Source organism: Legionella sp. PATHC032, assembly GCF_026191185.1.
Classification (GTDB): Bacteria; Pseudomonadota; Gammaproteobacteria; order Legionellales; family Legionellaceae; genus Legionella.
The window spans coordinates 973,378-985,280 of sequence record NZ_JAPHOV010000001.1 but is presented as its reverse complement, the minus strand read 5'-3'; the positions used below and the strand labels follow the sequence as shown (position 1 = coordinate 985,280).

Below are 11,903 nucleotides of genomic sequence, written 5' to 3'. Positions count from 1 at the left end.
ATTAATTGTTTTAAGCGGTATTAGCATGTTTCTGCCTCCTGTACTTTTTGTATCGCCAGTTATAGCAATAGCGATTCCCGCCGCCTTTTCTTCTGTTACGTGTGCTGCGTTAACCGTTGGCGGTATCTATATGCATATCAATCGCAATACACAACTGGATGACCGTTACCGTTTGGAATTTGAGCATGATGAGGTTGAATCTGATTTATATCTCGACGAAGACATGGAGTATATTAGAAAAATTGCAAAAACCTACTCTCAAAAAGATCTGACGGTTGAACCTCAACAAGAAGTTATCAATACTGAAAATTATAGTTTCCTTTTTGATAAAAAACCAAAACAAACAATGCCAAATACAAAACAGGAAGAATTTCAAGCAGGACGATTATTGCATCCTACTGGAACTTAGTCATCCTAAATGAACTGATCCAGGACACTCTAGCAATCAGTTAGTAGCGCTCTATTATTACCAGGAGAACGCTACCTTAGTCATTGCAAAAAACTTTCCTTATCCATGATATAGCCAATTGGAATCATTGCTGTATACTCAAAATTAGGGCCTGTTTTCATGCGAGCACTTATGATTAAAATTTGATCCATTCTGTTCCCTGCTAAACTGGTTCTTTAAATTAAAGGATTTAATTTAAAAAGGAGTTTGCTATGAGATTCAATCATTTTATTGCTCCACTGGTTTTACTCCCCGTTTGTGCATTCAGCCAACCTGAAAATGACAAAGGAGATGTCTTTCTAACGAATATTCCACCAAGTAAAAATGCTCTTGTTAAATCCTATTCCAGTGAATCGACTTACTTGAATTTACTTCAACCTAATGTCAGAAGCATTGACTACCCGACTCAAATTATTCGTATCTCCGGTTCGCTGGAATCACAACAATTAGACTGCGATCAAGTACACGAAGAAATCCTTGAAAAAATCGTAGCTCCTTTTGCTCCTGATAAATTTACCTACAATACTTATATTAGCTGCACTTATAATCCGGATACCAATATGGCTACTGGCTTCCTCATCAACAGTTATTTAGATCCACTAACGGATGATGCCGTTGAATTATTAGAAACTTACCTGGCAAAAAATAATGGTTCCACTCTGTTAGGCACACCATTGACTTTTGAACCCGCAAAAGCTCTTGTTGTTGCCTTAACCATCTCGGCAGGAATGAAAAAAAATCCTAATAAACCGCCCTTCGTAGAATATAAGCAAGATCGCAGCAATTTCTACTTCAAAAGCAATTATGAAATGAGAAATAAATTGTTTACTGATGTCTATCAAAATTTCTTTACCAATGATCCCAATAAAATTCTACCTTTCCTGGACAAGTGGATATTCGTTAATGCCTCAAGCGTTTATGAAGCCATATTAATGGATTCGAATTTCGTCGAACTGCAACCTGAGCGAATTTTCCTTATGGAAAATGGTGAGCAGATATTTGTGTCTAATCTAAAATATTATTTCACTCATAATTGTAATAGGTACAGTAATCACCGTTGCTTACAACCGGAAGCTTGAAATTCTTTGGAAGCAGGGGATATTTTGGAGATAACGTATTTGCATGATTATTTTTAACTGCTCCTTTAGGCTGCATCATAGATTATCCTTTAAACTATGATACAACCCTAAAGGAGATAATCAATACATACTAAAGTACCATTAATTCCAACCCGCAAGATGAGCTTTCAAAATAACTCACTACCATGGCGTCAGTAACCAGCTCCAAACTGGATGGTTTCCATTGAGGACTCTTATCTTTATTAATCAATAAAGAGCGAACTCCTTCATAAAAATCACTGCCTTTCATGAAGTGACTGGCCAGATCGAAATCCATTTTTAAACATTCTGCTAAAGATAAACCTTTGGCTTTTTGGATTTGCGCAAGAGTGATCTTAAGGCTCAGAGGCGATTTTTGCAGCAAGGTATTGTCCACTCCAAGAGCCCACACACCTTCTGTGCTTTGTAAGGATTCTCTTATTAGCTCGACAGTAGGCCTGGAGAAACAAACATCAATTAAGGGTTTGATTTGACTAGCCTCGGTGGGCATAGCATTACTGGCAAAAGAAGAAATACATTGATCGACACGATTGAAAGCATCTTCTGATAAATCTTCTTGCTTTAATGCATCAATCATTGATTGCATTTGCTCTGCAAAGACAACCTGTTTCACTAATCCTGCTTTCCTGGCATCATGAGGACCCAATTTATTTCCGGTTAACCCCAAATAGATTCCTAAAAACCCTGGGCATTTGTTTAATAAATAGCTGGCACCAATATCAGGAAAAAAACCAATCCCTGTTTCAGGCATTGCAAATACAAAACGCTCACTGGCAACAGGATGGCTACCATGCAAGGAAATACCAACTCCTCCTCCCATAGTAATCCCATCCAGCAAAGAAATATAAGGTTTACCAAAATGATGAATAAAATGGTTTAACCTGTATTCATGCCAAAAAAACTGCATCTGCTCAGAATCTTTACTCCGACCCGCATTATATAGCCAACGAATATCGCCACCTGCGCAAAAAGCATTACCCGGAACGGCTTGTACGACAACTGCTTTAATAGAATGGTCTTCTTTCCAAATTGACAATTGCTTTTGAAGTGCCATGATCATTGTTAAAGTTAGAGCATTTAAAGCTTTGGGTCGATTTAAAGTAATGAATCCCAATTGACCTTCCTGAGAAAACAGCACCTCTTCCGTCATAATTAAACTCCTTTAAAATCTGCAGCTCTCTTGTCAAGAAACGCAGCTACTCCTTCCTTCTTATCTTCTGTAGAGCACACTTTTGCAAAATGTATTGCTTCCAAATGCAGTGCCTCTGTGAGTGATAAATCATAACCATGATCTATCACTTCCATAACGCTGGCAACTGCTAAAGGAGCCATACTTAATATTCCGTTTAGAATATTTTTTCCTTGGGTTAATAAATTCTCTGGTTCGACTACTTCACTCACCAAACCCCAGTTTAAGGCAGTGCCAGCATCTATAAAGCGCCCAGTCAAACATAAATCCATCGCTCGCCCTTTGCCAATTAGTCGAGCCAATCGCTGTGTACCACCATACCCGGGGATAACGCCGAGTTTTACCTCAGGCTGGCCAAACATCGCCTTATTTGAAGCAATTCTTAGGGTTGCAGATATCGCTAACTCACATCCGCCACCAAAAGCAAAACCATTCACTGCCGCAAGTGAAGGTTTTCCCATCGTCTCCAAAAGTCGAAAAACTTCTTGTCCCTGACAAGCAAATTCATAACCAGTTTGCGCATTACATTCAGCCAGTCGATTAATGTCAGCCCCAGCGCAAAATGCTTTACCATTCCCTGTTAACAATAATGCTTTCACTTTTGGATTGGATTTCGCTTGAAAGAATAATTCATTTAATGCACTCAGAACATCAGTGCTTAAAGCATTAAGTTTCTCTGGTCTGTTCAAAGTTAAAGTTAAGATCCCGTTACTATCTATGTCCTGTTCAATTAAATTCATCAATAATCCCCTGTGATTACTCTATAAAATACTCTTCATCCAAACTTGCTTTCGCTATAATTTCACGCATGATTTCATTAGTCCCTTCAAGAATTTGATGAACTCTTAAATCTCTAAATATTCTTTCAATTTGATAATCTCGCAGGTAGCCATAACCTCCATGCAATTGCATGGCTTTATCGCTAATACGAAATGCGACATCGGTAGCCAACCTCTTGCCCATCGCACAATACATTGGCGCATTGGGGTCATCATTATCCATTGCTGTTGCAGCCCTATAAACCATCAACCTTGCTGCTTCATAATCTGTTAACATATCCGCAAAATAAAAACGAAGAGCTTGCATTTGAGTTAAAGGTTTACCAAATTGTTTACGCTCATGCATATAAGCTTGGCTCATTCGCAGGCAAGCAAGAGCCCCTCCTAATGAGCAGGAAGCAATATTAACTCGCCCTCCATTTAAGGCATTCAGCGCAATTTTAAAACCCATGCCTTCTTCACCAACGCGATTGGCAATTGGCACACGACAATTTTCAAAATATATCATACAAGTTGGCTGATTTCGCCAACCTAATTTCTTTTCCAATTTTCCAAATGTCAGGCCAGGGGTATTCTTTTCAATTAACAAACAGCTGATGCCATGGTGGGACTCATCACCTGTCCGTACCATGCATAAATACAAATCACTAACACTTCCACCCGATATGAATGCTTTCGCACCATTAAGAACATAATAGTCACCCTCTTTTACCGCACGGGTTTTTAAAGAGGCAGCGTCAGACCCAGATTCGGGTTCTGTAAGACAATAACTGGCTATCACTTCCATACCGGTTAATTTTGGCCCCCATTTCTTGCGAATCTCTTGACTGCCATAGCGGTCGACCAATGAAGTAACCATATTATGAATGGAAAGATAAGCACTTGTTGGAATACAACCAGTAGCTAATTGTTCAAATATGAGCGCTGCATCCAGACGAGAGAGTTGAGCACCTCCTATATCTTCCCGGGCTATCATTCCCGCCATACCTAATTGAGCTGCTTCTCTTAAAATTTCGATTGGAAAGTAACCTTGTTCATCCCAGAAATCTGCCATTGGAGCCAGTTTGTTACGAGCAAACTCGGAGGCCATTTCTCGAAATGCCAAATGTTCATCAGTGAAATTAAAATGCATAGACCATCCTTAGATTTATTAATTTTAGTCATTGGATTTATTTATGACGCTTTCTTAAAAAATGATATTATTGCGAATTTTTAGCGCCTGGGAAAGACAATAAGAATAATTACATGGAAACTTCAGCGCAACCATCAATTATAAATCCAAGAGCATTGGCTGTTTTAAAACAATATTTTGGATTTGATTCCTTCAGACCTCCGCAGGAAAAAATAATTGAGGATGTCATTTCTGGCGAAGATGTACTGGTTTTGATGCCCACTGGCGGCGGGAAGTCTCTTTGCTATCAAATTCCCGCTATCGTCCGCCCCGGTGTTGGCATTGTAGTGTCACCCTTAATCGCGTTAATGGAAGATCAAGTCGCCGCACTGAAACTGCAAGGTGTTCGCGCCGCTTACTACAATTCATCCTTAACTGCCGAAGAAGCAAGAAATGTACTAAATCAACTACATCATAATGAATTGGATTTACTCTATATTGCTCCAGAACGCCTGATTAGCACCTCTTTTTTAGATAGGCTGTCTGAATGTACTATCTCATTATTTGCCATTGATGAAGCGCACTGCATCTCGCAATGGGGGCATGATTTTCGACCCGAATACGCTTGTTTAGGTTTACTGAAAACCAATTTTCCTGATATTCCAATGATTGCTTTGACAGCGACTGCAGATAATCAAACACGTGAAGATATTGTTACCAAGTTGAATTATCAACCCAAAAAATACGTTGTTTCATTCAATCGACCTAATATCCATTACAAAGTAATTTCTAAAATAAATGCAGTAAAACAACTAAACCAGTTTTTACAATCGAATATCCAACACTCTGGAATTATTTATTGTGGGACCCGTTACACCGTCGAACATCTTACGGAGAAATTACAAGAACTTGGATTTAAAGCACGTGCTTATCATGCTGGGCTGTCTCATACAGAGCGGCGTGAGGTGCAAAACCTTTTCAGATATGATCGTATTGATATTGTGGTAGCAACTATTGCTTTTGGAATGGGTATTGACAAGCCTAATGTTCGCTTTGTTGTTCACCATGATTTACCCAAAAGCATCGAAAGCTACTACCAGGAAACAGGTCGTGCAGGACGTGACGGATTACCAGCTAAAGCACTCCTTCTTTATGATGCTTCGGATAGCGCTCGGCTGAGATCCTGGATCATGAATATTCCTCTTGATGAACAAAGACAGATAGAAACCAATAAATTAAATCATATGCTTGCTTTTGCTGAAGCGTCACATTGTCGTCGTCAAATTTTATTACGCTATTTTGACGAACCCTGTGATACAGAATGCAAATACTGTGATGTCTGCGATAACCCACCGCAAACAGCCGATGTGACAGAAGATGCGCAAAAATTTTTATCGTGTATTTATCGATTAAAACAAAGCTATGGTTTAACTCATACTATCGATGTACTGAGAGGCAGTTTAACTGAAAAAATCAAGCAGTCTCGACATGAGCACTTAAGTACCTTTGGAATTGGCAAAGAGAAATCTGCCAATTATTGGAAACATCTTGCCTGGCAATTAATTCATAAAGATTTTTGCTTACAGGATATGAGTCATTTCAATGTGTTACGCTTGACCCCAAAAGCAATCCCTCTTCTAAAAGGCGAAGAGCGCATTTCATTAACCATTCCTAACAATGATCTGAATAGCGGTAAAAGAAAGGGAAAACAGAATGCTTCCTTTAAACCCGAAAGTAACCCATTATTTGAAAAACTTCGCGCGTTAAGACGTCAGTTGGCAGATGAAGAAAACAAACCACCATTTATGATATTCAGTGATGCTACATTACATGAAATGGCCCAATTAAAACCCAAAAACGATAGACAGCTATTGAATATATCTGGAGTTGGACAACATAAATTAGCTCGTTATGGCCATTATTTTCTCGAAGCCTTAAACGAATTTTCAGAAGTCGAGTGAGATCCCGTTATGCGTAAATTACCAAGATTTTTTTATGAGCGTGATACTATTCTGGTTGCAAAAGAACTTTTAGGTAAATATCTGGTTCATCATGATGGATTGGAAGAGAAGATTGGACGCATTGTAGAAGTCGAAGCCTACCTTGGGCAACATGATTTGGCTTGCCATTCATCAAAAGGCTTGACCAAAAGGACTAAAGTCATGTTTGGTCCGGCAGGATATGCGTATGTTTATCTAATTTATGGCATGCATTATTGCATGAACGTAGTCACAGAAAAGGAAGGCATAGGTTCTGCAGTATTAATACGTGCCCTGGAGCCTGTTAAAAACATTCAAGACAGAACTCAAGGACCAGGGCTATTATCCAAAGCCATGCGCATTGACTCTAAACTGAATCATCGTGATTTATTAAGCAATGATTTTTATATTGCTGAACCAAACACAACAACTGATTTTACCATCATAGAAAAACCGAGGATTGGTGTGCATTACGCAAAAGAATGGGCTAATGAATTATTAAGATTTTATATTAAAGATAATCCTTATATTTCGAAAACTTAATCAGAACGATTGCATTCACATCTTGTCAATTCCCGGATCCAGGCTTTGTGCCTAGTCCGGGGTATAAAAATAAAATCTCCTGGAATCATTCTACTCTAAGCCAATTGCCTTGGGCGGACAGATATAGGCATTACCCAGATTAGTCACATTAGTTTGTTCTGAACCTCCACTCATAAAACCACCGTGACGATCAAATGAACCACTCATGGAACCAGTCACACCCGCTCGGTTTGTCACCAATTGAATATAGTTTGCCCCTTTTTTGCTTGCTTTATTCTTAAGATCATTCATTGCTCCTTCTTCCAAATTGCGATTGGAAGTAAAGCCACCAGTAAAGAAATTACCCTGATTACCTACGACTTGGCCCACATACTTACACCCTTTCGGTGCAGGATTCGGGCTTGCAATGACACGTTCAGCTTGAGGATCTGCTGGAATAGCTGCGCATCCGGTGATCATCAATGTAATAACAGACGCCGATAGTAGTTTTTTCATATTTACACCTTTTTGTTATCAACAAAACAATGAAATGTTAACAACTCCTGTTTGATTAAACATTACAGCCCACTTTTAAATGCACTTGATAATATTTCACTTTATTATCATCAATGAAACCTCTTGTTTCTACTACTTCAAACCAATCCAATTTTCCATGCGTTTTAGCCACTTGCTTTATTGCATTATCAATCGCTTTTTCAATTCCTTCTTGCGAAGTCCCAATTAATTCCACGATTTGGTAAACTTTATCTGTCACTGTTCTTTCTCCCTCTATTAATTTGTTTCTCAGCTTTTGCTATTGCCTTGCGAATGGCCAATGCTTCTTCAGACTGCTCTGGTGCCAACTGGAGTAGCCGTTGCCAATAATCAATCGCAGCCTCATAATCATGACTTAAGTAAGCATGCATCGCAAGCATGGCTAAAGCATCCGGTTGTTTGGGATTATTTTTTAACAAAGTATGAAAAATATCTAAAATATCAGGGTTGAACTGCTGATTGCTCAATTGCCATAAACTGTGTGCATAGTTGACCGCAAATTGTTCGTCTTCGGGTTTAAGCTGGTAGGCTTTTGCAAAAGCGAGGGAAGCATTTTGGTCATCCTTTTGACTGCTGTATAATCTGCCTAACAAATACCAACCCTTGGCACTTTCAGGGTAAGCATCCAACTTGGCCTTTAGCTTGTCAATTAATTCCTGAGGGCTTTTAATCGATTTTAGCATGGATTGAGCTAACTCCTGAGCCTCATTTCGATGGAGATATTCTTGCCACTGAGCAAAATCTCCCCAAAAATAATACCCGGTAAAAACCATGATAAAAATAACAGGAGCTAGCAGCAAACTCGCCAAACGATTACGTCGCAAAGGATAAATAATAAGAGCACATGCAAAAACAGCTAAAACAACCAATAAAATAATTAACCACCATTCATTCATGAGAATTTCGCTTAAAACATGTCCGCCAAAAAATAAAAAAACCAACTAATAAAAACAGAAATGGGCCAAACCACAATAAAAGAGTCACGCTCTTAACAGGTGGTTTAAATAGTATAAAATCCCCATAACGCACGGTTAGATAATCCATTATTTCACTATCGCTTTTGCCCTCTTTCACTAATTCATAAACCTGGAAACGTAAATCCTTCGCTAATTCAGCATTTGAATCCGCTAAATCCTGATTTTGGCATACCAGACAACGCAAATCTTTTAAAAGATGGTTAAATTGCGCTTCTTTTCTTGCTGAGTCCAATGGATACATACTATTTGCAAACGCAACAGAAATGAAAAACAGTAATAAAATCACCTTAAAACAGAAGTGGAATACTCTCATTATGATTTCTCCAAATTCCTCATTAAAGGTAAAATATCATTTAGCCAGGTTTTCTGATTCATTACCCCAACATGCCTGTATCGAATTATTCCTTTCTTATCTATGACAAAAGTCTCAGGTGCTCCATACACCCCCAAGTCAATAGCGACTTTACCTTCTGAATCCTGGCCTATGAGTCGATAAGGGTTCCCCCATTGTGTAAGCCATGCCCTTGCGTGCTCTGGTTTGTCTTTATAATTTAAACCATAGATAGGTACACCGTCTCTTGCGAGTTGCAACATAAACACTTGCTCTTCAACGCAAGCCTCACACCAACTTGCCCAAACATTAAGCAAAACGACCTGATTATGAAAGTTCATTGCGCTAAAAGTAGAATTGGGATTTTGCAACTCTGGCAAGGTAAAGTCTGGTAATGGCTTGCCAATTCGAGCTGAAGGTAAATGATGAGGATCCAAAGATAGTCCTCGCCAGAGGAAAAAACATAAAAGACAAAAAACAGTGACAGGAATAACACGCCATCCTATTTTTTTCATATCTTGATCTCCTCACCTGCCATTGCCGATACTTGCCTTTTTTTGTAATACCTTCTGTCTGTTAACGCCAAAACACCCCCGGCTAAAATCATAAATCCGCCAGCCCAAATCCAGCGGACCAACGGTTTATAATAAATACGTACCGACCAGGCATCCTCAGACAGTGGTTCCCCCAAAGCAACATAAATGTCACGAAAAGGAGTTACATCAATCGCAGACTCAGTCATTGGCATTTGCCCAATGGTATACACTCTTTTTTCAGGAAAAATTTGCCTGGTTTTATTCCGATATTGTATTGAAAACTCAGCCCTTGTCCCTTTGTAATTTGGGCCGTTCAACGGAGTCTGATTAATGAATCCAATGTGATAATCCAGCAGATTCACTTGCTTGCCAGGAGACATACGTACATCATCTTGTACACCATAAGCTGTAGAAACAGCAATACCAATCACTGTTGCCGCGACACCACAATGAGCTAATACCATCCCCCAATAAGCCTGCCCAACTCCTGCCACACCTCTATCCCTGATTTTGTGATAAGCCGCATTGGCAGTACTCAGCAAAACCCAGAATGCCAAAATCAATCCCAAAAGGGCTGTGAGGTGTATTTCACTTGAAGTACAGAATAATAAAATGACAGGCAATGTCAGACTGAGTAAAAAAATACGATTAAGCTTTCTGAAAACATTCTTCCAAAAGTCATTCTGCCATTTCAAATGGACACCTAAGCCCATTAACAACAATAAAGGAATCATCAATGGAACAAATACTGCATTAAAATAGGGTGCTCCAACGGATAATTTGCCTAACCCTAACCCTTCCACCAGCAATGGATAAACTGTACCCATTAATACCGTCAGCATAATAACTACTAAAAACACATTATTTAATAACAACGCACTTTCTCGGGATAATAAGCCAGGATGTTTATTAACTTGTAAGGTTTGAGCTCTAAAAAGAAACAACGTTAAAGAACCCCCAATCACGAATAACAAAAATCCCAGAATATATAATCCCCGCTGTGGATCAACCGCAAAGGCATGAACTGAAGTTAAAACTCCAGAGCGAACAAGAAAAGTGCCAATTAAACTTAAAGAAAAAGCAGCGATTGCAAGCAACATGGTCCACGCTTTAAATTGCTGGCGTTGCTCCGTAACTGCCAAAGAATGCAATAGTGCCGTACCTACCAGCCAAGGCATAAAAGAGGCGTTTTCTACAGGATCCCAAAACCACCAACCACCCCAACCTAACTCTCTATAAGCCCACCAACTTCCTAAAGTAATTCCCGCTGTTAAACAACACCAGGCAGCCAGAGTCCAAGGTCTGGTCCATTTAGACCAACTTGTTTCCACTTTTCCTGCCCATAAGGCGGCAATAGCAAAAGCAAAAGCGACACAAAACCCTACATACCCCATGTACAACATAGGAGGATGAAATAAAAAGCCAGGATCTTGCAGCAATGGATTCAGATCACGACCCTGTGTATTCAATACTTGAAATTGGCGTAAGAAAGGATTGGAAGTGATTAGCAAGAAAAGAATAAAACCAATGCTTAGCCAACCTAAAATAACTAATACCCGAGCACGCATTTCCGTATCGAGGCTTGAGCTAAAAAAACAAACTAGGATCATCCAAAAACTAAGGATGGCGACCCATAACAGCATGGAACCCTCATGGCCACCCCACACAGCACAAAACTTATAAAACCATGGGAGCAGCAAACTGGAATTATTCAGCACATAGATTACTGAAAAATCGTCCGTTAAAAAGCAGGCTGTGAGACATAAGTAAGCACACGTCACAAATATAAATTGCAACACGACATAGTTCCTGGAAGATTCAATCCAGTCTTCCCGATTGAACTTCAAACCAGCTAATGGAATCAAAGCCAACATCAAAGAAGCCACTAAAGCCAAAATCAAAAAAAACAGCCCTAATTCCGCTATCATTTTTTCACCTTATCAGCTAAAGCAGACTTTACTTGAGGTGGCATATAATTGGCATCGTGTTTTGCCAAAACTTGTACAGCACGAAAATGATGATTATCAGTGACTTCTCCTTCTGCAACTATTCCTTGCCCTTCCCGAAATAGATCAGGAAGTATCCCTGAATAGGTAACAACAATCGTGTTCTCAAAATCCGTAATTTTAAACTGGACATCCAAACCTTTTTTGGCACGTACTATGCTGTTTGCTTCTACCATGCCCCCAACTCGAATGTGGTGTTTTGCTGGTGCTTCTCCTGCAACAATCTGTGTGGGAGTGTAAAATAAACTGATATTTTGTCTTAAGGCATATAGAACCAGCGCAGCCGCTGCAGATAAAACAGACAGGGCAAACAGTAAGATAAATAATTTGCGTCGCCGTACAGGGGTCATTT

The 11,903-nt window shown here is 39.4% G+C and carries 14 protein-coding genes; 4 read left to right on the top strand and 10 right to left on the bottom strand.

The genetic code is table 11. The features are described 5' to 3' along the window. Positions 1 to 25: 25 nt before the first annotated feature. Entirely contained in the window at positions 26 to 409 is a 384-nt protein-coding gene (locus OQJ02_RS04520; protein WP_265718058.1) for a hypothetical protein, read from the top strand. Between the two features lie 251 nt (positions 410 to 660). Further along, positions 661 to 1,527, top strand: coding sequence for an Lpg0189 family type II secretion system effector (locus OQJ02_RS04515; protein WP_265718057.1), 867 nt, complete (start codon positions 661 to 663; stop codon positions 1,525 to 1,527). A 130-nt stretch (positions 1,528 to 1,657) separates the two neighbouring features. Here OQJ02_RS04515 and OQJ02_RS04510 read toward each other — a convergent pair whose 3' ends face one another. The 3 genes from OQJ02_RS04510 to OQJ02_RS04500 are packed head-to-tail and all read right to left on the bottom strand — an operon-like array spanning position 1,658 to position 4,666. Further along, a complete protein-coding gene (locus OQJ02_RS04510) occupies positions 1,658 to 2,716 on the bottom strand; it encodes an enoyl-CoA hydratase/isomerase family protein (protein WP_265718056.1) in 1,059 nt (352 codons plus the stop codon). 2 nt (positions 2,717 to 2,718) lie between these two features. Beyond that, entirely contained in the window at positions 2,719 to 3,495 is a 777-nt protein-coding gene (locus OQJ02_RS04505) for an enoyl-CoA hydratase/isomerase family protein (RefSeq protein WP_265718055.1), read from the bottom strand. Positions 3,496 to 3,511: 16 nt separating this feature from the next. Next, positions 3,512 to 4,666, bottom strand: a complete 1,155-nt coding sequence (locus OQJ02_RS04500) for an acyl-CoA dehydrogenase family protein (protein ID WP_265718054.1) — start codon at positions 4,664 to 4,666, stop codon at positions 3,512 to 3,514. A gap of 113 nt (positions 4,667 to 4,779) precedes the next feature. On the opposite strand from OQJ02_RS04500, the gene recQ reads away from it, so the two are divergent. After that, positions 4,780 to 6,606 (top strand): DNA helicase RecQ, encoded by a 1,827-nt coding sequence (recQ, locus tag OQJ02_RS04495; RefSeq protein WP_265718053.1) that lies wholly within the window; start codon positions 4,780 to 4,782, stop codon positions 6,604 to 6,606. 9 nt (positions 6,607 to 6,615) lie between these two features. Continuing rightward, complete coding sequence (locus tag OQJ02_RS04490; protein ID WP_265718052.1) at positions 6,616 to 7,167, top strand: DNA-3-methyladenine glycosylase; 552 nt, start codon at positions 6,616 to 6,618, stop codon at positions 7,165 to 7,167. Between the two features lie 90 nt (positions 7,168 to 7,257). Here the strand turns inward: OQJ02_RS04490 and OQJ02_RS04485 are convergent, their stop codons facing one another. Genes OQJ02_RS04485 through ccmE form a run of 7 tightly spaced genes read right to left on the bottom strand, consistent with a single transcriptional unit; the run spans position 7,258 to position 11,901 of the window. Continuing rightward, positions 7,258 to 7,662: a DUF4156 domain-containing protein gene (locus OQJ02_RS04485; protein ID WP_010946601.1), complete on the bottom strand. Its 405-nt coding sequence runs from the start codon at positions 7,660 to 7,662 to the stop codon at positions 7,258 to 7,260. Positions 7,663 to 7,717: 55 nt separating this feature from the next. Then, positions 7,718 to 7,921, bottom strand: a complete 204-nt coding sequence (locus tag OQJ02_RS04480; protein ID WP_011213332.1) for a dodecin — start codon at positions 7,919 to 7,921, stop codon at positions 7,718 to 7,720. Further along, positions 7,911 to 8,597: a tetratricopeptide repeat protein gene (locus tag OQJ02_RS04475; protein WP_265718051.1), complete on the bottom strand. Its 687-nt coding sequence runs from the start codon at positions 8,595 to 8,597 to the stop codon at positions 7,911 to 7,913. Before OQJ02_RS04475 ends, OQJ02_RS04480 begins: the two co-directional genes overlap by 11 nt. Next, positions 8,590 to 8,991, bottom strand: a complete 402-nt coding sequence (locus tag OQJ02_RS04470) for a cytochrome c-type biogenesis protein CcmH (RefSeq protein ID WP_265718050.1) — start codon at positions 8,989 to 8,991, stop codon at positions 8,590 to 8,592. Before OQJ02_RS04470 ends, OQJ02_RS04475 begins: the two co-directional genes overlap by 8 nt. Continuing rightward, positions 8,991 to 9,524 carry a DsbE family thiol:disulfide interchange protein gene (locus OQJ02_RS04465; RefSeq protein ID WP_265718049.1) on the bottom strand — a complete coding sequence of 178 codons (534 nt, stop codon included), beginning with the start codon at positions 9,522 to 9,524 and terminating at the stop codon, positions 8,991 to 8,993. The genes OQJ02_RS04470 and OQJ02_RS04465 overlap by 1 nt, the downstream gene beginning before the upstream one ends. Then, positions 9,521 to 11,473 carry a heme lyase CcmF/NrfE family subunit gene (locus tag OQJ02_RS04460; protein ID WP_265718048.1) on the bottom strand — a complete coding sequence of 651 codons (1,953 nt, stop codon included), beginning with the start codon at positions 11,471 to 11,473 and terminating at the stop codon, positions 9,521 to 9,523. Before OQJ02_RS04460 ends, OQJ02_RS04465 begins: the two co-directional genes overlap by 4 nt. Continuing rightward, positions 11,470 to 11,901, bottom strand: a complete 432-nt coding sequence (ccmE, locus tag OQJ02_RS04455) for a cytochrome c maturation protein CcmE (RefSeq protein WP_106183516.1) — start codon at positions 11,899 to 11,901, stop codon at positions 11,470 to 11,472. The genes OQJ02_RS04460 and ccmE overlap by 4 nt, the downstream gene beginning before the upstream one ends. Positions 11,902 to 11,903 lie beyond the last annotated feature (2 nt).

Bases quoted from the DNA above. Each gene is read 5' to 3' on its own strand.
- OQJ02_RS04505 (WP_265718055.1), bottom strand. From the start codon at position 3,495: ATGAATTTAATTGAACAGGACATAGATAGTAACGGGATCTTAACTTTA.
- OQJ02_RS04460 (WP_265718048.1), bottom strand. From the start codon at position 11,473: ATGATAGCGGAATTAGGGCTGTTTTTTTTGATTTTGGCTTTAGTGGCT.
- recQ (WP_265718053.1), top strand. From the start codon at position 4,780: ATGGAAACTTCAGCGCAACCATCAATTATAAATCCAAGAGCATTGGCT.
- OQJ02_RS04500 (WP_265718054.1), bottom strand. From the start codon at position 4,666: ATGCATTTTAATTTCACTGATGAACATTTGGCATTTCGAGAAATGGCC.
- OQJ02_RS04465 (WP_265718049.1), bottom strand. From the start codon at position 9,524: ATGAAAAAAATAGGATGGCGTGTTATTCCTGTCACTGTTTTTTGTCTT.
- OQJ02_RS04510 (WP_265718056.1), bottom strand. From the start codon at position 2,716: ATGACGGAAGAGGTGCTGTTTTCTCAGGAAGGTCAATTGGGATTCATT.
- OQJ02_RS04470 (WP_265718050.1), bottom strand. From the start codon at position 8,991: ATGAGAGTATTCCACTTCTGTTTTAAGGTGATTTTATTACTGTTTTTC.
- OQJ02_RS04515 (WP_265718057.1), top strand. From the start codon at position 661: ATGAGATTCAATCATTTTATTGCTCCACTGGTTTTACTCCCCGTTTGT.
- OQJ02_RS04485 (WP_010946601.1), bottom strand. From the start codon at position 7,662: ATGAAAAAACTACTATCGGCGTCTGTTATTACATTGATGATCACCGGA.
- OQJ02_RS04490 (WP_265718052.1), top strand. From the start codon at position 6,616: ATGCGTAAATTACCAAGATTTTTTTATGAGCGTGATACTATTCTGGTT.
- OQJ02_RS04520 (WP_265718058.1), top strand. From the start codon at position 26: ATGTTTCTGCCTCCTGTACTTTTTGTATCGCCAGTTATAGCAATAGCG.
- ccmE (WP_106183516.1), bottom strand. From the start codon at position 11,901: ATGACCCCTGTACGGCGACGCAAATTATTTATCTTACTGTTTGCCCTG.
- OQJ02_RS04475 (WP_265718051.1), bottom strand. From the start codon at position 8,597: ATGAATGAATGGTGGTTAATTATTTTATTGGTTGTTTTAGCTGTTTTT.